A 19,424-nucleotide genomic window follows, 5' to 3' on the forward strand; every position below is an offset into this window, starting at 1 on the left:
AATGAATCAGGACAATCTGATCGAAGTGCGCGACCTGGCCGTCGAATTCGTCGTTGGCGAGCGCTGCCAGCGGGTGGTCGAAGGTGTCAGCTTCGACATCAAGCGCGGCGAAACCCTGGCGTTGGTGGGTGAAAGCGGTTCCGGCAAATCGGTGACCGCGCACTCGATCCTGCGCCTGCTGCCCTACCCGCTCGCCCGGCATCCGTCCGGCACCATCGAGTACTCCGGGCAAGACCTGCTGAGCCTGAAAGAGAAAACCATCCGCCACATCCGTGGCAACCGGATCGCGATGATCTTTCAGGAGCCGATGACTTCGCTCAATCCGCTGCACTCGATCGAGAAGCAGATCAATGAAGTCCTCGGCATCCACAAAGGTTTGATCGGCAAAGTCGCGACCAAACGTACGCTGGAACTGCTGGAAATGGTCGGCATTCCGGAGCCCGAGAAGCGCCTGAAAGCCCTGCCCCACGAATTGTCCGGCGGCCAGCGCCAGCGCGTGATGATCGCCATGGCCCTGGCCAACGAGCCGGAACTGCTGATCGCAGACGAACCGACCACCGCGCTGGACGTGACCGTCCAGCTGAAAATCCTCGAATTGCTCAAGGAATTGCAGGCCCGTCTGGGCATGGCATTGTTACTGATCAGTCACGATTTGAACCTTGTACGAAGAATTGCGCATCGCGTATGTGTCATGCAGCGCGGTTGCATCGTCGAACAGGCATCGTGCGAAGAGTTGTTCCGCGCGCCGCAGCATCCGTACACTCGGGAACTGCTGGCAGCGGAGCCCAGCGGCAAGCCGGCGACCAACGTGATTGGCCCGCCATTGCTGCAAGTCGAGGACCTGAAAGTCTGGTTCCCGATCAAGAAAGGCTTGCTGAAAAAGACCGTCGATCACATCAAAGCGGTGGACGGGATCAATTTCAGCCTGCCTCAGGGACAGACCCTGGGGATTGTGGGAGAAAGCGGTTCCGGCAAGTCGACACTCGGTTTGGCGATTTTGCGGCTGATTGGCAGCAAAGGTGCGATCCGTTTTGAAGGCAAGCAGCTAGACTGCCTGACGCAACAACAGGTTCGGCCGCTGCGTCGGGAGATGCAGGTGGTGTTTCAGGACCCGTTCGGTAGCCTGAGCCCGCGGATGTGCGTGAGCCAGATCGTTGGCGAAGGCCTGCGGATTCACAAGATGGGCACCGAGGCGGAACAGGAACAAGCGATTATTGCGGCACTCAGGGAGGTAGGTCTGGATCCGGAAACCCGGCACCGCTACCCCCACGAATTTTCCGGCGGGCAGCGGCAGAGAATCGCCATTGCCCGGGCATTAGTGCTAAAACCGGCGCTGATTCTGCTGGACGAGCCGACTTCGGCCCTCGACCGGACAGTGCAGCGCCAAGTGGTGGAGCTTTTGCGTTCACTGCAAACCAAGTACAACCTGACGTATCTGTTTATCAGCCATGACCTGGCTGTCGTCAAAGCGCTGAGCCACCAGCTGATGGTGGTCAAGCATGGCCAAGTGGTCGAACAGGGAGACGCGCAAAGTATCTTTGCCGCCCCCCAACATCCGTATACACAGCAGTTGCTGGAAGCCGCTTTTCTGGCACCAGCCACTGCGCAATAACCTGAAAGAGAGGAGCAACACATGGGTTTTCTCGCCGGTAAGCGCGTACTGATCGTCGGTGTCGCCAGCAAGCTGTCCATCGCATCCGGCATCGCTGCCGCCATGCATCGCGAGGGCGCTGAGCTTGCCTTCACTTATCAGAACGACAAACTCAAGGGTCGTGTCGAAGAGTTCGCACAAAGCTGGGGTTCCAACCCGGACCTGTGCTTCCCGTGCGACGTGGCCAGCGATGAAGAAATCGCCAAGGTTTTCGTTGAGCTGGGCAAGAAGTGGGATGGCCTGGATTGCATCGTGCACTCCGTCGGCTTCGCTCCGGGCGACCAACTGGACGGCGACTTCACCGAAGCCACCACCCGTGAAGGTTTCCGCATTGCTCACGACATCAGCGCCTACAGCTTCGTGGCTTTGGCCAAAGCTGGCCGCGAAATGATGAAAGGCCGCAACGGCAGCCTGCTGACCCTGTCGTACCTGGGCGCCGAGCGCACCATGCCTAACTACAACGTAATGGGCATGGCCAAGGCTTCGCTGGAAGCCGGCGTACGTTACCTGGCCGGCTCCCTGGGCCCGGACGGCACTCGCGTCAACTGCGTATCGGCTGGCCCGATCCGCACCCTCGCCGCTTCCGGCATCAAGAACTTCCGCAAGATGCTGGCCGCCAACGAAGCGCAAACCCCGCTGCGTCGCAACGTCACCATCGAAGAAGTCGGCAACGCCGGCGCCTTCCTGTGCTCGGACCTGGCGTCCGGCATCAGCGGTGAAATCATGTACGTGGACGGTGGTTTCAACACCACGGCCATGGGCAGCCTCGAAGAGTAATCTTCGACGGTAACGAAAAAACCCGCCTCTACAGGCGGGTTTTTTTGTGCCTGCGATTTCAGACTCAACGCAATCCCCTGTAGGAGCCGGCTTGCTGGCGATAGCTATATTCGACTCACTGCAAATGTCGGCTGTGAGATCGCCATCGCCAGCAAGCCGGCTCCTACAGGGGTTGTGTGTTCAGGTCGATTGAGGTGAGACAGTTGGCAAATAGTTGCTGGATGGGCTGCGTACGCTGGCTGTAGCGCTGCAACAGCACAATCTCGCGGTAGAACGTCAATTCGCCCAACCGGATGATCCGCACCTTCGCGCCATACTCAAGCCACAACCCGGCTTCGGGAAGCAGCGACACACCCAATCCGCATTCAACCATTTTGACGATGGCCTCCAGCTCATCCAGCTCCAACGCCACCTGCACATCAATCTGCTGCTCACGCAGGAACCGCGTCACCAGGCGCCCACCGAAGGAATTGCGGTCGTAACGCACATGGGGATGGTTCGCGAGGATCTGCAACGGGTCATCACCTTCAAGCTCCGGCGGCACGATCAGCACAAACGGTTCCTTGCGAATGACCTGCGCCGACAACTCCTTGGGCAACTCGAACGGCGGCTTGATCAGAATGGCCAGATCAACCTCCCCGGTATCGACCTGGCTCAGCAGATTCAGCGAAACGCCCGGCACCAGTTTCGGTTCCAGCAACGGCGCTTGCTGGCGTAGCCGCAACAACGCCTGGGGCAGCAACCCGGTCTGGGCCGTGGCCACTGCGCCAATCTTCAACTCGCCGCGGTACTCGCTGACGTCATCGCTGACCGCCATGCGACTGAAGGTTTCCAGCATCTCCCGAGCCATCGGCAACGCCCGTTGCCCTGCCGCATTGAGAATCGCCTGACGCCCGGTGCGATCGAACAAACGAATGCCCAACGCCTGTTCCAGATTGCGCATCTGCGCGCTGACCGCCGACTGCGTCAGGCCGATGTGCATGCCGGCGGCGGCGAATGTGCCGTAGCGTGTAACAGCGATGAAGGTTTTCAGTTCACGCAGCATGACGGTCTCGATTGATCGAAATAATTTGAGCTCGATGCAAAAACTATCGTCTTTCAATCGAAAAGCACAGCGCTAAACTCCACCTCAACCACCGTCAATCTGCGAGGCACAGCGATGCAACTCTCCCCTTTTCACTTGGCCATCCCGGTATATGACCTCCCGGCATCCCGGACTTTTTACCGTGACGTCTTCGGTCTGGAGGAAGGTCGGTCCAGCGACCATTGGGTTGACTTCAACTTCTTCGGCCACCAATTGGTGATTCACCTGGCGCCCAAAAACGCCTCACAGGAAGCGGCGCACACCAACGCCGTGGACGGGCATGACGTGCCGGTGCCGCATTTTGGCGTGGTGCTGGGGATGGATGAGTGGGAGGGTTTGGCTGAAAGGCTGAAGGCGCGCGACACCCGATTCGTGATTGAACCGGGCATTCGGTTTCAGGGGTTGGTCGGTGAACAGGCGACGATGTTTTTGTTTGATCCTTGCGGCAATGCGCTGGAGTTCAAAGCGTTCAAGGATATCGGGCAATTGTTTGCCAAGTGAAGATATGAGTGATTTTGAGGGCCTCATCGCGAGCAGGCTCGCTCCCACAAGGATTTGTGCCGGATGCAAGTTTTGTATTCTGCGAAGATCCACTGTGGGAGCGAGCCTGCTCGCGATGAGGCCCTTTCATTCACCGCGGAACTTCCAGCCTACCGGTGCAACGCCCTCTCCGCCTCAATCAGCAGCTCATCGATCGAGTGATGCAGATTAATGTCGTACTCGACCTGGCCAATGCTGAAACGAATGTCATAACCGCGACGCATCGTGGCGTTGCGCTCGTCGAGGATTTCTTCGAGCCGCGACTTGATGGCGCCAATGTCCACAGCGCTTGAACCGGTCAACAAGGCCACAAACTCGTCGTCGCCGAGCCGGCCAATCACATCGTTTTCGCGAAAGGCGATGCGCAGCACGTCGGCAAAGGTTTTCAGGGCGTCATCACCCTCGGTGCGACCGTACAAATAGTTGATGTGTTTGAAATTATCGAGATCGAAAAACAGCAGCGTGGCCGGTTTTTCCAGTTGCTGACAGGCGTCCAGCCCCAGTTGAGCCAGTGTCGTGAAGCCGTGGCGGTTGGACAGCAGCGTCAACTCATCCATGCTCGCCATCTGCACACCAATCACTTCCTGCTCGGCTTTACGGGCCTGATCTCGCAGCAATTGACGCGCTTGTTGGGGCGACAGCAACGGGTCTGCGTTAGCGCCGTGTTTTACCGGTTTGCCTGGGTTCAGCATGACTCACTCCATTGGCGGGTATGTTCTTTAGAGTGGTCGATACCCGGTTTGACTCCCGGTTAACGGACCGTCGGTCAACTGCCCACCACCGGACAAGGCCCTCCGGCCTCGGCCCAGCGCTTGAATTGAGTGACGAAGATATCGTGTGGCACCGGCACCGGCGCTCGCCCTTCACCCGGATTCCAGCCCCACAGCACCAGTTTGTCGTCGCTGACATGCTTGATCAGCGCGGCGAAATCCCGGTCGCCATTACTGGAGCGGTCCTTGATCATTGCGCACAATTTGTCGGCCGGCAGTCCGATCCAGGCCATTTTGTGCGCCGCAGACGGCAGGCTCCAGTGCGGTGCACCCGGCGGCGCATGCGGGCCGTAACTGGCCGGCGGATTGCTGTCGGCGTGGCAGGTGGCGCACGGCAAACCGGCCGCGCCATTGCCGTCCATGCCGCGTAGGACGTTCATCGCGTGGGGCGTTCCGGCATCGAACTGCAACGGTGAATCACCGGGAATATGGCAGTTCTGGCAGCGCGGGCTCTGAAACACTTTCTGCACGGTATCGAAAGCCTTCAACGCTTCCCTATCCTCTGAGAACAGGTTCGTGGCGTAGACCGTCAGGAGGATCAGCACCACTGCGCCCAGAATCAGATGTCGCCTCATCTCACACCCCCGACAGTTGCAAGGGCAGTTCGCGCAACCGTTGCCCGGTCAGGGCAAACACTGCGTTGGCCACCGCTGGCGCCGTGGGCGGCACGCCAGCCTCACCGATGCCGCCGGGTTTGTCGGTGCTGGGCACGATATGCACTTCAACCACTGGCATTTCGTTCAGGCGCAGCACCTGATAGTCGTGGTAATTGGACTGCACCACCTGCCCATTCTTGAAGGTCAGTTTGCTGTGCAGGGTAAAGCCGAGGCCGAAGGTGATGGCCGACTCCATTTGCGCCGCGATGCTCATCGGGTTGACCGCAATCCCGCAGTCCACAGCGCACACCACCCGGTGCACGCGGATCTTCAGGTTGTCCTGGGACACCTCGGCAACCTGCGCGACGTAGCTGCCGAACGACTCATGCACCGCAACACCCAGTGCATGCCCATCCGGTAATGGCGCTGTCCAATTGGCCTTCTCGACCGCCAGGTTCAACACACCCAGATGCCGCGCATGGTCCTTGAGCAAGGTTCGCCGGTACTCCACCGGGTCCTTGCCAGCCGCTTCGGCCAGCTCATCGATCAACGACTCCATCACGAACGCTGTGTGGGTGTGCCCGACCGAACGCAACCACAACACGGTGATGCCGGTTTTCGGCGAATGCAGTTCCACCTGATGATTGGCCAAGTCCTCGATGTACGGGCTGTCGACAACGCCTTCCACCGACGTTTTGTCGATACCGTCCTTGACCATGGTGGCCGCAAACGCTGTGCCGTCCATGATCGACTGCCCGACCATCACGTGCTTCCACGCAATCGGCATTCCACTGGCATCCAGGCCGATACGCGCCTGATGCAGGAACGCCGAGCGGTAATAGCCGCCGCGGATGTCGTCCTCACGCGACCACACCGTTTTCACCGGGCCGCCTGCCGCCTTCGCGACCTCCACGGCCTCAGCGACAAAGTCCGAAGTCGGGTTGGCCCGCCGGCCGAAACCGCCGCCCAGAAACTCGGTATGAATCTCGACCTGCTCGGGTTTGAGCCCGGTGATTTTTCCCGCGATCATCTGATCCAGCGTCTGGAACTGCGTACCGGTCCAGATTTCGCATTTGTCCTGGGTGATTTTCACCGTGCAGTTGAGCGGTTCCATTGGCGCATGAGCCAGGTACGGCACGCTGTACTCGACGTCAATCGCCTTCGCGGCCTTGCGCAAAGCGCCCTGCGCATCCCCGGCCTTGCTGGCCGAAGTGCCCGGCGTGGCGGCGAGTTTGCGAAAGCTCTCCAGCAGATGTTGGCTGTCGAGCCCGGTGTTCGGCCCCGGATCCCAATCGACCTTCAGCGCATCGCGCCCCAGTTTCGCCGCCCAGTAATGATCGGCAATCACCGCGACGCCCGTCGGCACCTGCACCACTTTGTGCACGCCCGGGATCTCCAGCGCTTGCGCGCCTTCAAAGGATTTGACGCTGCCGCCGAACACCGGTGCGCGGGCAACCATCGCGGTCATGAGTCCGTCGAACTGCACATCCATCCCGAATTTGGCTCGCCCGGTGATTTTCTCCGGAGTGTCCAGGCGTTTGGTCGGTTTACCGATGACCTTCCAGTCTTTCGCCTCCTTGAACTTGATCGACGCCGGGTCCGGTGCAGGCAGTTTTCCCGCGTCATCGGCCAGTTCGCCGTACGTGGCGCGGTTGTCGCCGGCAATGACCACACCCGACTCGGTGCGAATTTCCGAAGGCGCAACATTGAAGCGCTTGGCGGCGGCTTCGATCAGCATCAACCGCGCCGCCGCGCCCGCCTGACGGTAGCGATCGAATTCCATCCAGGTCGAGGTCGAACCGCCAGTGATTTGCATCCCGCCAAACCCGGCCAGACCATAGTCGGCGGCCGAGGCAGGGGCGTGTTCGACGCGGATTTTCGACCAGTCGGCGTCCAGTTCTTCGGCGATCAGCATGGTCAGGCCGGTCCAGATGCCCTGGCCCATTTCAGAATGGCCGAGCAGCACGGTGACGCTGTTGTCGTTACCGATTCGTAAAAATGCATTGGGCGCGAAGACGTTGCCCTGGTTCTCGGCGCCCATGGCAAAACGGTGGGCGCCGGGGATGATAAAGGCGATCACCAGCCCACCGCCCAGCACTGCGCTGCCCTTGAGAAAACCACGGCGCGATAACGGATTGATGCTGTTCATGGCGCATGACTCCCGTCAACCGATGTCGGCGGCGCGTTTGATCGCGGCACGAATCCTCGGGTAGGTGCCGCAGCGGCAGATGTTGCCGGAGAGCGCCTGGTCGATGTCGCTGTCAGTAGGCTTGGGGATCTTCGCCAGCAGCGCCGCCGCCGACATGATCTGCCCGGACTGGCAGTAGCCGCACTGGACCACATCGAGTTCGGCCCAGGCTTGTTGCACCGGGTGCGAACCGTCGGTGGACAGGCCTTCAATGGTGAGGATTTTTTGCCCGTGGGCCACCGCCGTGGCGGGCGTGATGCAGGAGCGCAGCGGCGCCCCGTCGACATGCACGGTGCAAGCGCCGCACTGGGCAATACCACAACCGAATTTGGTGCCTGTCAGGTGCGCGACATCGCGCAGGACCCAAAGCAGCGGCATGTCCGCAGGGACATCCAGTGCCTGATCCTTGCCATTGATGTTGAGGGTCAGCATGACGAATTCCTCAGACTCACGGCGCATGTAGAAGCGAAGTTTGCTCGCGAAGGCGGTGTGACAGACGACTTCCATGTCAAATGACACGGCCCCTTCGCGAGCAAGCTTCGCTCCTACAGGTAGCGCTGTTTGGGTTATCCCTATAGCTAAGCGCAAATTGCCGGGCGAGACCGGTTCATCGACCACCGGTACTCTCAAAACCACCCCAAACCTGTAGGAGCCAGCTTGCTGGCGAAGCGGTTTTATGGCCGCTGCCGCTTCGCCAGCAAGCTGGCTCCTACAGGTCGCGTTGGGGCTTAGAAATCGGTGGACACCGACACTTCGCGCCAGGCCTGCAACTCACCGGCGACATAGGCGTTCTTGGCTTCGATCGCCGCGACGCAGTCACTGCCCAGCGGCAGGCGCAGCGGTGCCTTTTGCGCTTCCACCAGGGTGATCATGACCTGGGCCAGTTTGTCCGGATCACCAGGCTGATTCAGGGTCACGGCCTTGGCAATCTTGCGTACTTCGCCTGCAGTGCCGTCGTAGTCGGCAATCGAGGACGGCGATTCGACCAGCGAATTGCCTTCGAGAAACTCCGTGCGGAAATAGCCCGGTTCAACGATGGTGACCTTGACACCCAGGGGCTCCAGCTCGGCGTGCAGCGCTTCACTCAACCCTTCGACGGCGAATTTGGTCGAGCAGTAAACACCGAATCCCGCCCCGGATCTGTATCCCCCCACCGATGACAGGTTGATCACATGCCCGCTACGAGCGGCGCGCATGTGCGGCAGGACGGCGCGAGTGACGTTCAGCAAACCGAAGACATTGGTTTCGTACACGCGGCGTACTTCATCGGCAGTGGCTTCTTCTACTGCGCCGAGCACACCGAAACCGGCGTTGTTGACCAGCACGTCGATGCGGCCGAAGTGCTCGATGGCGGCTTTGGCGACCGCAACGCCCTGCGCTTCGTCAGTGACGTCGAGGGTGACGGTCAGCAAACCGGGTTGATCGCCAAAACGCTTTGTGATGCTGTTGGCATCGCGGGCGGTGGCAACCACCGCGTCACCGTTGGCCAGCGCGGCGGCGGCGATTTTTGCGCCGATACCGCGAGAAGCGCCTGTGATGAGCCAGATACGTTTGAAGTTATTGGAGATGGTCATGAGCGTGTTCCTTGTGTGCAGTGGGGGTAGGCACAAGGTACGCATGAAGATTGCCCGGAAAAATGCCCTCGTGTTACAAGCACTATGAAACGCTCTTTCATAATGGCACCGCGATGAATCACGATCCTTTCGATGGCTTGACCGAGTTTCTGGCGGTGGCCGAGCACAAGAGTTTCACCCTCGCCGCGACGCGGTTGGCGGTCACCCCCACCGCTGTCAGCCATGCGATCAAATTGCTCGAGCGCCGTACGGGCGTGTTGCTGTTCCAGCGCACCACACGCCGAGTGGCGTTGACTGAAGCCGGGGCCAGCCTGTTTGCGCGGTTGCGGCCTGCGGCCAGTGAAATCGATGAAGCGCTGGCGGTGCTCAGCGGCTTTCGCGATCAGCCCATGGGCACGCTGCGCCTCACCGCACCGAGGCTGTCCGGGGCCTTGTTGATGGAGCCGCTGATTCCGCTGTTTCGCGAGGCTTATCCGCAAGTCACCCTCGACATCTCCCTCGATGACGCCACAGTGGACCTGATGGCTGGCGGCTTCGATGCCGGGATCCGCCTGGGCGAGTCCATCGAAAAAGACATGGTCGCGGTGCGCCTCACGCCGGATCTGCAATGGTCGGTGGTGGGTGCGCCGGAGTACTTCGCCAAGGCAGGCAAACCGGCCAGCCCTGAGGACCTGACCCGTCATCAATGCATCGGCTTTCGCTTTTCGACCTCGGGGAGCGCACACCGCTGGGAGTTTCGCCGCGAGGGGCGCGATTTTACGGTGGGTGTCGAGGGCGGCGTGATCGTCAATGACCGAAGGTTGCTGGTGGCGGCCGCCCGTAGCGGTTCGGGCCTGGCGTATGCCTGCGATCTGGAAATCGCCGATGAGTTGGCGGACGGCCGACTGGTGCGGGTGTTGCAACCGTTCGTGCCACTGAGTTCGGCGCTGTACCTGTACTTCCCCAGCAGAACCCAGACTCAACCGAAATTGCGCGCCTTTATCGACCTGGCCACCCGCTGGATCGCCGAACAGGGTGGTCTGGGACGAGGCTAGCGTCTCGGCACAAACAAAATGTCGGTCTGATGCCTCAAACCGCTGCGGTAACCAAACCTTTGCCCATCCGATGCTGAGCCAGCAGGCGCATGACATAGCCGATCTTGATCAAGGTAGGTCCGATGATGGTCATGGCATGCATCGCGACCAACACCACGATCGGCAGGTGTCCGGCGTAGAGATAAGCGCCGTAGATGCCTGCCAGCAACAGCGCCAGGCCCGCGCCCAACATGTTGCCAGACAGGTGCAAGACTTTCTGAGGATTGCTGAAGTAAGCGAACATTTTTCCGTACTCCCGAATCAGACCAGTTGTACGTTTGTTACTTCAGGTTTCGTGCCAGCTTTTTAAACTATAAAAATCAATACGCTGCGACGAAGGCAGTCAATTTGACCTGACACCAGAACAGTCAATACGACTACGGCAAGAGTCAATTTGACTTCACCAGGGCCTTCTACCTGTCCACACACCCTAAAAGCAAACCAATATCATTTGCACGCAGCCAAACCTTTTGTTTTAATCGCGACCAATTCTTATTTGCACCAATGGCACCCGCCGCCCATGGATATCTGTTCACGATGATGGTCGCCGATTCTTCCAGCGTTCAGAACCTCTACGTCACGCATCACCGCTGGCTGCATGAGCTGCTGCGCCGGCGCTTGAGCAATGCGTTCGATGCTGCCGACCTGGCCCATGACACCTTTATCCGCGTGCTCAAGCGCCCTCAAGTGTTCGATTGCGAAAGTCGCGAGCGCTCCTACCTGGCGACCATTGCCCGTGGCTTGTGCATCGATCACTGGCGCCGTCGACAGCTGGAACAGGCGTGGCTGGAAACGCTGGTTGCACGCCCGCAGGCGGTTCAACCGTCGCCGGAGCAACGGGCAATCATCGTCGAGACCTTGTATGAAGTGGACGCCATGCTGCTGCGCCTGCCAAAGAATGTGCGCGACGCGTTCATCCTCGCCCAGTTGCATGGCCTGCCCTACCGCGCCATCGCCGAAGAAATCGGTGTGTGCGAACGCATGGTGAAAAAGTACCTGGCACAGGCGCTGATGCACTGCGCGATGCTTGAGGCCGAACTCGATGGCCTGTTGATCGAGTAGCGCCATGCCCGCCGGTTCTTCAAACTCGATCAGCCATGCCAGCCTCGAACAAGCGGCGCAATGGTATGTGCAACTCAACGATCAGCATGTGGGCGATCAGGAACGTCAGCGCTGGCAAGCCTGGCTGGCGCAAAGTGGCGATCATCAGGCGGCCTGGCGCTATGTCGAGCGTGTTGGCCAGCGCTTTGCCGCGCTACAGGATGATCACCCGCAGGCCGCCGGACTTGTGCTGCGTAATACCGCGCGCTCGCCGATCAGCCGTCGGCAGACAGTCAAGAGCCTGCTCATTCTCGCATCGGGCGGGCTACTGGGCTGGAACGCCTGGCGGGAATCTTCGCTGCCGGACGCTCTGGGCCGATGGACCGCCGATCTTTCTACGGGCACCGGCGAAACCCGGGAAAGCCTCCTGAGCGATGGCAGCCGCATCTGGCTCAACGCCCTCAGCGCGCTGAATGTGCGTTTCGACACCTCGCAACGCCTGCTGCTGTTGAGTGCCGGGGAAGTGTTGATCGATACCGCCAAGGACAGCAGCCGAGCGTTTCTGGTGCAAACCACCGAAGGCCGGATGCGCGCGCTCGGCACTCGTTTCAGCGTGCGCCAGGAACAACAGCGGACGTTGCTGAACGTCTACGAAGGCGCGGTCGAAGTTCGAACCACGGCGGGCCAGGTGCAGGTGGTCGAGGCCGGACGACAATTGGCGTTCACGCAAAACCACACGCCGCCTTCCACCGAAGCAGCGGCGGGCCGCGAAGCCTGGCGCCGTGGTCTGTTGCTGGCGGACAACCTGCCGCTGGGGCAGTTGATCGAAGAATTGAGCCGCTACCGACCGGGGCATCTGGCGTGCGACCCGGCCATCGCCGGTTTGCCGGTGATGGGCTCGTTTCCGCTCAAGGACACCGATCAAGCCTTGCGCCTGCTGGAAGCGGCGCTACCGATACGCGTCGAAAAAACCATGGACTGGTGGGTCAACGTCGCGCCAAAAGCGTGAACCAAAAACATTTCAACGCCACAGTTCCCTTTTTGGTTTTTCGTTCGGTTAACCCTGTGAAGCACTTCAATTGCCGCTCGATCTGATTCCAGGGAACACCCTTTTGCGCGACTCCTTCGCTCGCACTCGTTTTGCCTTGCGTCCGTTGGCACTGGCCCTTCCGGTCGCGCTGCTGAGTCTTGCCCCGGCCCTCGCCCACGCCGAAACAGCCGGCACCAGTGAACAGCCCACCCGCCAGAAGCGTTATTACACGATCGCTGCCGGCTCGTTGGTCAGCGCACTCAACCGTTTCGCCGAACAGGCGGGGATATTCCTCGCCGGCCGCAACGACCTTGCGAGTGATAAATATAGCCCGGGGCTTGAAGGCGAATTCACCGTGCAACAGGGCTTGCAGCGACTGTTGCAAGGCAGTGGCTTGCAAGCCCAGCCTCAGGGCGACCACGGCTATGTCCTGCAGGTTGCCCCCGCAGCGGATGGGCCGCTGGAACTGGGCACCACCAACGTTTCCGGCCAGGCGCTCGGCGCCATCACCGAAGACAGCCACGCCTACACCCTCGGATCGACCTCTTCAGCCACCGGGTTGTCGCTGTCCTTGCGTGAAACCCCGCAGTCGGTATCGGTCATCACCCGCCAGCAATTGGACGACCAAGGCTCCACCAGCATCGCCGACGCCCTGCGCCGCGTGCCCGGCGTCAGTGTGCAGAACTACGACAGCGAGCGCTGGGAGTTTTCCAGCCGTGGCCTGCCGATCACCAACTTCCAGTACGACGGCGTCAACACCGACTACGACGGCGTCTACGATTACGGCACCACCAGCACCGACATGGCGACCTTCGACCGCGTCGAGATCATCAAGGGCGCCACCGGGCTGATGACCGGTTCGGGGGATCCATCTGCCACGGTCAACCTGATCCGCAAGCGCCCAACCAAAGCATTCAAGGCCTCGATCACCGGCGCCGTGAGCTCCTGGGACAACTATCGCAGCACCGGCGACATTGCTGGCCCACTGACGGAGAGCGGCAACGTGCGCGGGCGTTTCGTCGGGGCGTATCAAGACCGTAGCGCGTACCTGGACAACTACCGCAACACCCGCGACATCGCCTACGGCATCCTCGAAGCCGACCTGACGCCGGGCACTCTCGTGACCTTCGGTATCGACCAGCAAAATACCCGCTCCCGTGGCGCCAGCTGGACCGGTTTCCCGATGTACAACAGCGACGGTTCGCGCACCCGTTTTTCCCGTTCGTTCAACCCGGCCACCGACTGGAGCCGGCGCGATTTCACCAACCAGACGATCTTCGCCTCGGTGGAACAGCAACTGGTGAATGACTGGAAGCTGAAGGTCAGCTACGACCGCAAGCATCGCCAGCACGACACCTTCCTCGCCTCGGCCAGCGGCGGCAATCCGGACCCGCTCACCGGCAACGGCATGTTCATGTACATGTACATGGGACGGTTCAAGGGCGATCAGTTGCAGGACAACCTCGACGTCAATTTCACCGGCCCGTTCAGCCTGCTGGGTCGCGAGCATGAGTTGATCGCCGGTTTCATGTCGATGCACACCCGCCAGGACATCCCGGTGCACGGTTCGGTCTACCCGCCCCTCGACGGCAGCATCTTCGACTGGCGCGGCGAGTTCGCGAAACCGGACATTGCCAAGGTCGGCGACAACGACATCGACCAGCGCCAGACCGGTGCCTACCTGGCCACCCGGCTCAAGCCAACCGACGACCTGGCGGTGATCCTCGGCGCCCGGGTCAGCCACTTCACCGCCAGCGACGAGCTGGACTACAGCGCCCCGACCACCAAGGATGTGCGCGACAGCTATCGCCAGACCGGCGTGGTCACCCCGTATGCCGGGCTGGTCTACGACCTCGACGACATCTGGTCGGTGTACACCAGCTACACCAGCATCTATCAGCCGCAGATGAGCAAGGACGCCGAGCGCAAACTGCTCGACCCGGTGCAAGGCGACAGCTACGAGGCCGGGCTCAAGGCCGAATTCCTTGACGGGCGCTTGAACGCCAGCTTCGCGGTGTTCCGCATCGAGCAAGACAACGTCGCCGAGTACGTCAGCGGTGTCGATACCGAGTCGGTGTACCGCCCGGTGCAAGGCGCCACGACCAAAGGCTTTGAAGTCGAAGTGGCGGGTGAAGTGATGGAAGGCTGGAATCTGTCGGCCGGCTACAGCTACAACCACACCCGCGATGCCAAGGGCGATTACGTCTATGGCTCGATCCTGCAAACCACCGCGCCGGAACAAGTGGTTCGGGTGTTCAGCACCTACCGGCTGTCAGGGGCACTGGAAAAACTCACCGTCGGCGGCGGGGTGAACTGGCAGAGCGAATTCTTCGGCAATGTGTTCCAGCCCAACCCCGACGACCCGGTCAACTTCGGCCAGTCTTCGAAAATCACCCAGCAAAGCTATGCCCTGGTGGACGTCATGGCGCGTTACCGCGTCAACGACCACCTGAGCACCACGCTGAACGTGAAGAACCTCTTCGACCAGACCTATTACACCGGGCTCGGCAACTTTGGCACCGGGTTCTACGGCGAGCCTCGCAACGTGCAACTGACCACCCGCTGGGATTTCTGATCGGTAACTTGTCGATCTGCGGTACTTCCGAGCCCCTCCCGGCTGACTACGCTGAAAGTTCAGCACGAGTGAACCGTGGAGAGGATTACCGCTATGCAACGCGTTCAGAAGCTCACGCCCTGCCTGTGGTTCGACGATCAGGCGGAGGAAGCCGCGAAGTTTTACTGCTCGGTGTTCGATCATTCAAAAATCACCGCCACGACCTACTATGGCCACGCCGGTTTCGATTTGCATGGCCGCCCTGAAGGCTCGGTCATGACGGTCAGCTTCGAGCTCGACGGACAGAGTTTCACCGGCCTCAACGGTGGCCCAATGTTCAAGTTCAGCGAGGCAATCTCGTTTCAGGTCAATTGCCAGACCCAGGAGGAAGTCGATCACTTCTGGGGCGCCCTGAGCGCGGGGGGCGTCCCTCAGGCCCAGCAATGCGGCTGGCTCAAGGACAAATTCGGCCTGTCGTGGCAAATCGTGCCGATCGCCCTGATGAACATGATGAAAGACCCCGACACGGCAAAATCACAGCGCGCCATGGAGGCGATGCTGCAAATGAAAAAACTCGATATCGCTGCACTGCAACGAGCCTTTGACGGCGAGAGCTAATACACTCCGGTGCTGAACTGCCGAGGACACCGACGATGAAGCCCACCGCTGGCAAAGACGCTGACAAGGCCCCCCGCTTCTGGCGCGACGATGCCCTGCCCTTCATTGAGGCCCGCTCCATCGCCGATGGGCGCGAGGTCTGTTACACCCGGCATGCTCACGAGCACTTTTCCATCGGTGCGATTACCGCCGGGCGCAGTACCTATATCCATGAACAATCGGAGTTTGAGGTCAGCGCCGGCACCGTGGTGCTGATGAATCCCGGCGACGTCCACGCCTGCAATCCAATCAATGACCAACCGTGGTCGTACTTGATGCTGTACGTCGATACGCCGTGGCTCACCGACTTGCAGCATCAGCTCGGGTTCGGCAGCGACTTGGCGTTTCGGCGGTTTTCCATCACCCATACGTCTGACGCCAGCCTGTTTGCCGGCCTGAAGGCGTTGTTCGAAACACTGGTCGACAGCGAGCAGGACGTGCTGAGCAAACACAGCGCGGCGGTCGAGTTTTTCACCGAGGTGCAGCAACGACTCAACCCCGGCGATCAACCGCTGCGCGAGCCCAATTTCAAACTGGAGCGCGCGGCTGACTACATTCGCGACAACTGCACGAAAATGCTCAAGCTCGAAGATATTTGCGACGCTGCGCAACTGTCACCGTCCTACCTGATCCGCGCCTTCAAACAGCATTACGGCATGACGCCCCACGCATTTCTGGTCAACCGCCGTATCCAGTTTGCCCAGGATCGACTGCGCAGCGGCAAGCTGATTGCCGACGTGGCGCTGGAAGCCGGGTTTGCCGATCAGGCGCATTTTCAGCGGGCATTCAAACAGCATCTGGCGGCGACACCGGGGCAGTATCGCGGCTGAATGATCGATCAGGGCAGCAGCAGGTAAATCGCACTCATCGCCAGCAACAGCGCCATGATCCGGTTGAACACGCGCATCCCCGCCGGGTTGTTCAGATAGCCGCGCAGAAAAGTCCCGGCGTACGCCCAGCAACCGACGGACAGGTAGCAGATCACCAGATAAACCGCGGCAAACTGCCAGACCAGCCGCGCCTCGCCATCCGCGACGAACGCGCCCATGCCGGCCACGCAGGCCAGCCAGGCTTTCGGGTTGAGCCACTGCATGACCGCGCCGTACACCATCGACGGCGCCCGCCCCGACTCCTTCGCGTCGAGTTGCCCGTTGTCCGCCGCCAGTTTCCACGCCATGAACAACAGAAACGCCACACCGGCCAGTTGCACCACCCGCGTCAGCGCCGGCCATGCCTGCAACACTTCATGCAGCCCCAACCCCATCAACACCAGCAGCAACACAAAACCCAGCGTTGCGCCGGCCACGTGGCGCTGACTGGCGCGAAAACCGAACTGCGCGCCGGAACTCAACGCCACAATGTTGACCGGCCCCGGCGTAATCGAGGCCACCAGGGCAAACGCCGCCATCGAAATAATCAGACTCATTGCATACCTTCTTCAATTCAGTTGAACCAGGCCTCACGGTAAGGCGCGGGCTGGTCCGCGTATTGAAGAAAACTGCCCAACCGTTCTAGGAATAAGCGCCCACCACCCGCTTCACCTTGATCAGCGCTGCCCGAAGAGAATCCATGTCCACCGACCCCAGCGCCAATCGGATCGCATGGGGCGCATTGGCAGCGACGGAAAAGGGTTCGGCGGTGGAAACAGCCACTTGCTCTTGTATCAACTCCACGGCGATCTGGTCCGCCCTGGCGTCCTCCGCCAGAGGCAGCCACAAAAAGTAGGAAGAAGGATGAGTGATGCACGGCAGCCCTTTCAGAAGCTCCGCAGCCAGGGCTTGCCGAGCCTGTGCGTCCGCGCGCTTTTGCGCCTCAAGCTTGCTGACGGTTCCATCGTCGAGCCATGCGCAGGCAATCGCGGTCATCACGCCAGGCGTATTCCAGGTGGTCGCCCGGATCACGCGTTCCAGTGCCGGCACCTTTTCAGCCGGCGCGGCAACGAAGCCGACACGCAAGCCGGTGGCGACGTTCTTCGAAAACCCTGAAACGTAGACCGTCCTTTCCGGCGCCAATTGGGCCACTGGTGGTGGCGGGTCAGTGGCGAGAAACGCGTATGCGGCGTCCTCGATGATCAACAGATCGTGGGCGCGCGCAATCGATACGAGCTGGTTCCGCCACGCCGCGTCCATCACCCAGCCCAGCGGGTTGTGCAGGGTCGGCATGGTGTAGACGGCCCGCACCGAACGACGCCGGCAGAGCGTGTCGAGTGCATCGAGATCGGGGCCGGTCTCGGTGACGGGAATGGGCACGATTTCCAGGTGCAACGCTTGCGCCAGTACTTTGAAACCCGAGTAAGTCAACGCGTCTGCCGCAATCACATCGCCCGGTTTCAGCAGCGCCATCATCGTCACCGCCAAGCCATGCTGGGCACCGCTGACGATCAATACCTGCCCGGCCTCTACGCTCAGCCCTCGCGTGCGCAAATGGCTGGCGACCGACGCGCGCTCATGCAGGCGCCCGCCATGCGGCTGGTAGCGCAGATGGGATTCCAGATCGCCGGACAACGCGAGCTGACGCAAGGCGTTGCGCAACAGATCGGCCTGGCCAGGCAATGAGGGGTAGTTGAAATTCAGGTCCATCACGCCCGCCGCCACTTCGGGTTGATCAACGCCATGGCCGGGCGGCAGCGACGTCTCCCGAACGAACGTGCCCCGCCCGGTTTCCCCACTCACCAGCCCCATCGCCTCAAGCTCTGCATATACCCGGCTGGCCGTGACCAGGGCCAGCCCTTCTGACTCGGCCAACTGACGGTGCGTGGGCAAGCGAGTGCCCGGCGGCAAACGTCCGCAACGGATATCAGTGGCAAAGGTGTCAACCAGCGACTTGTATCGGGAGCGCGGCATCTCGAGATGTATCCATGACAATTTTTTGATTGTCTTTATAGTCGGCCATACGATGCGCTCAAGGCAACCCGCCGCGAAAACAATCATGGAGTGTGACCTCAATGGAACGCGTATCGAACCTGCATATCGAGCCCCGGGAAAAGACCACCAGCGGGTGGGTCAACGGGTTGATCGGCGTAGTGATCTTCAGCGGCTCGCTGCCGGCCACTCGAGTGGCAGTGCTGGAGTTCGACCCGGTTTTCCTGACCGTCGCCCGGGCAACCATCGCCGGCGTTCTGGCGCTTTGCATGCTGTGGCTGTTCAAGGAAAAACGCCCTGCAAGGAGCCAACTGCTGCCGTTGTTCATCGTGGCCATGGGCGTGGTGGTTGGCTTTCCACTGTTGACGGCGCTGGCGTTGCAATACGTGACGTCGGCGCACTCCATCGTCTTCGTTGGCCTGTTGCCGCTCGCGACCGCCGTGTTCGGCGTGATCCGCGGTGGTGAGCGGCCGCGGCCGGTATTCTGGTTTTTCTCGGTGCTGGGCAGCCTGCTGGTGGTGGGATTTGCCGCCTCCCAAGGCCTGACCGCCTCACCTGAAGGCGACATCCTGATGCTGCTGGCCATCCTCGCGTGCGGCCTCGGTTATGCCGAAGGGGCGAAACTGTCCAGAACACTGGGCGGCTGGCAGGTGATTTGCTGGGCGCTGGTGCTGTCGCTACCGGTGATGGCGCTGTTGACCTGGTGGCTCGCCCCCGCATCGTTCTCCGGGATCAGCACTCCGGCCTGGTTCAGCCTGGGTTACGTGTCGCTGTTCAGCATGCTGATCGGCTTCGTTTTCTGGTATCGCGGGCTGGCTCAGGGCGGGATTGCCGCGGTCGGGCAGCTTCAGCTCCTGCAACCGTTCTTTGGCTTGGCGTTGGCGGCGACCTTGCTTCACGAGCAGGTCAGCATCGGCATGCTGGCGGTAACCGTGGCGGTGATTCTATGTGTGGCGGGGGCGAAGAAGTTCGCGAAGTAAGCGATTGTACGGGACGTGCCGTTCGCCACTGTATGGGTCGGGCCGCAC

Annotated in this window: 19 protein-coding genes; 10 read left to right on the top strand and 9 right to left on the bottom strand. The window is 60.8% G+C overall.

Going from position 1 to position 19,424, the window contains the following annotated elements:
- The first annotated feature begins 1 nt into the window (after position 1).
- Both IB254_RS04175 and fabI read left to right on the top strand, forming a co-directional pair.
- A complete protein-coding gene (locus tag IB254_RS04175) occupies positions 2-1,612 on the top strand; it encodes an ABC transporter ATP-binding protein (RefSeq protein WP_192416506.1) in 1,611 nt (536 codons plus the stop codon).
- A 21-nt stretch (positions 1,613-1,633) separates the two neighbouring features.
- Positions 1,634-2,428, top strand: coding sequence for an enoyl-ACP reductase FabI (gene fabI / locus IB254_RS04180; protein ID WP_008028639.1), 795 nt, complete (start codon positions 1,634-1,636; stop codon positions 2,426-2,428).
- 163 nt (positions 2,429-2,591) lie between these two features.
- Here fabI and IB254_RS04185 read toward each other — a convergent pair whose 3' ends face one another.
- Positions 2,592-3,473, bottom strand: a complete 882-nt coding sequence (locus IB254_RS04185; protein WP_192416507.1) for a LysR family transcriptional regulator — start codon at positions 3,471-3,473, stop codon at positions 2,592-2,594.
- A 114-nt stretch (positions 3,474-3,587) separates the two neighbouring features.
- Between IB254_RS04185 and IB254_RS04190 the strand changes: the two genes are divergently transcribed.
- The gene (locus IB254_RS04190) at positions 3,588-4,013 is read left to right on the top strand and encodes a VOC family protein (RefSeq protein ID WP_192416508.1); all 426 of its coding nucleotides are present in this window, start codon (positions 3,588-3,590) and stop codon (positions 4,011-4,013) included.
- 149 nt (positions 4,014-4,162) lie between these two features.
- Here the strand turns inward: IB254_RS04190 and IB254_RS04195 are convergent, their stop codons facing one another.
- The 5 genes from IB254_RS04195 to IB254_RS04215 all read right to left on the bottom strand — a co-directional run bounded on the left by IB254_RS04195 (position 4,163) and on the right by IB254_RS04215 (position 9,180).
- Positions 4,163-4,744 carry a GGDEF domain-containing protein gene (locus tag IB254_RS04195; RefSeq protein WP_192416509.1) on the bottom strand — a complete coding sequence of 194 codons (582 nt, stop codon included), beginning with the start codon at positions 4,742-4,744 and terminating at the stop codon, positions 4,163-4,165.
- A 74-nt stretch (positions 4,745-4,818) separates the two neighbouring features.
- A complete protein-coding gene (locus tag IB254_RS04200) occupies positions 4,819-5,397 on the bottom strand; it encodes a hypothetical protein (protein ID WP_192416510.1) in 579 nt (192 codons plus the stop codon).
- A gap of 1 nt (position 5,398) precedes the next feature.
- Positions 5,399-7,567 (bottom strand): xanthine dehydrogenase family protein molybdopterin-binding subunit, encoded by a 2,169-nt coding sequence (locus IB254_RS04205; protein ID WP_192416511.1) that lies wholly within the window; start codon positions 7,565-7,567, stop codon positions 5,399-5,401.
- A gap of 15 nt (positions 7,568-7,582) precedes the next feature.
- Positions 7,583-8,038 (bottom strand): (2Fe-2S)-binding protein, encoded by a 456-nt coding sequence (locus IB254_RS04210; RefSeq protein ID WP_192227367.1) that lies wholly within the window; start codon positions 8,036-8,038, stop codon positions 7,583-7,585.
- 296 nt (positions 8,039-8,334) lie between these two features.
- A complete protein-coding gene (locus IB254_RS04215; protein WP_192416512.1) occupies positions 8,335-9,180 on the bottom strand; it encodes an oxidoreductase in 846 nt (281 codons plus the stop codon).
- A gap of 113 nt (positions 9,181-9,293) precedes the next feature.
- On the opposite strand from IB254_RS04215, the gene IB254_RS04220 reads away from it, so the two are divergent.
- Positions 9,294-10,214: a LysR family transcriptional regulator gene (locus IB254_RS04220; RefSeq protein WP_192416513.1), complete on the top strand. Its 921-nt coding sequence runs from the start codon at positions 9,294-9,296 to the stop codon at positions 10,212-10,214.
- Between the two features lie 34 nt (positions 10,215-10,248).
- Here the strand turns inward: IB254_RS04220 and IB254_RS04225 are convergent, their stop codons facing one another.
- Positions 10,249-10,497, bottom strand: a complete 249-nt coding sequence (locus IB254_RS04225; protein WP_192416514.1) for a transmembrane sensor/regulator PpyR — start codon at positions 10,495-10,497, stop codon at positions 10,249-10,251.
- 293 nt (positions 10,498-10,790) lie between these two features.
- On the opposite strand from IB254_RS04225, the gene IB254_RS04230 reads away from it, so the two are divergent.
- The 5 genes from IB254_RS04230 to IB254_RS04250 all read left to right on the top strand — a co-directional run bounded on the left by IB254_RS04230 (position 10,791) and on the right by IB254_RS04250 (position 16,365).
- Positions 10,791-11,315, top strand: a complete 525-nt coding sequence (locus IB254_RS04230) for a sigma-70 family RNA polymerase sigma factor (RefSeq protein WP_192416515.1) — start codon at positions 10,791-10,793, stop codon at positions 11,313-11,315.
- A gap of 4 nt (positions 11,316-11,319) precedes the next feature.
- A complete protein-coding gene (locus IB254_RS04235) occupies positions 11,320-12,303 on the top strand; it encodes a FecR domain-containing protein (RefSeq protein WP_192416516.1) in 984 nt (327 codons plus the stop codon).
- 103 nt (positions 12,304-12,406) lie between these two features.
- Positions 12,407-14,899, top strand: a complete 2,493-nt coding sequence (locus tag IB254_RS04240; protein ID WP_192416517.1) for a TonB-dependent siderophore receptor — start codon at positions 12,407-12,409, stop codon at positions 14,897-14,899.
- Positions 14,900-14,992: 93 nt separating this feature from the next.
- Entirely contained in the window at positions 14,993-15,496 is a 504-nt protein-coding gene (locus IB254_RS04245; RefSeq protein WP_008038228.1) for a VOC family protein, read from the top strand.
- A gap of 35 nt (positions 15,497-15,531) precedes the next feature.
- The gene (locus tag IB254_RS04250; RefSeq protein ID WP_192416518.1) at positions 15,532-16,365 is read left to right on the top strand and encodes an AraC family transcriptional regulator; all 834 of its coding nucleotides are present in this window, start codon (positions 15,532-15,534) and stop codon (positions 16,363-16,365) included.
- Between the two features lie 8 nt (positions 16,366-16,373).
- Here IB254_RS04250 and IB254_RS04255 read toward each other — a convergent pair whose 3' ends face one another.
- Both IB254_RS04255 and IB254_RS04260 read right to left on the bottom strand, forming a co-directional pair.
- A complete protein-coding gene (locus IB254_RS04255; protein WP_192227376.1) occupies positions 16,374-16,961 on the bottom strand; it encodes a LysE family translocator in 588 nt (195 codons plus the stop codon).
- A gap of 85 nt (positions 16,962-17,046) precedes the next feature.
- Positions 17,047-18,378, bottom strand: coding sequence for a PLP-dependent aminotransferase family protein (locus tag IB254_RS04260; RefSeq protein ID WP_192416519.1), 1,332 nt, complete (start codon positions 18,376-18,378; stop codon positions 17,047-17,049).
- Between the two features lie 101 nt (positions 18,379-18,479).
- Between IB254_RS04260 and IB254_RS04265 the strand changes: the two genes are divergently transcribed.
- On the top strand, positions 18,480-19,376 hold the full coding sequence (locus IB254_RS04265) for a DMT family transporter (protein WP_192416520.1): 897 nt from the start codon (positions 18,480-18,482) through the stop codon (positions 19,374-19,376).
- The last annotated feature ends 48 nt before the right edge of the window (positions 19,377-19,424 follow it).

The sequence above is a fragment of the Pseudomonas sp. PDM03 genome (genome assembly GCF_014852385.1).
In the GTDB taxonomy this organism is placed as follows: Bacteria; Pseudomonadota; Gammaproteobacteria; order Pseudomonadales; family Pseudomonadaceae; genus Aquipseudomonas; species Aquipseudomonas migulae.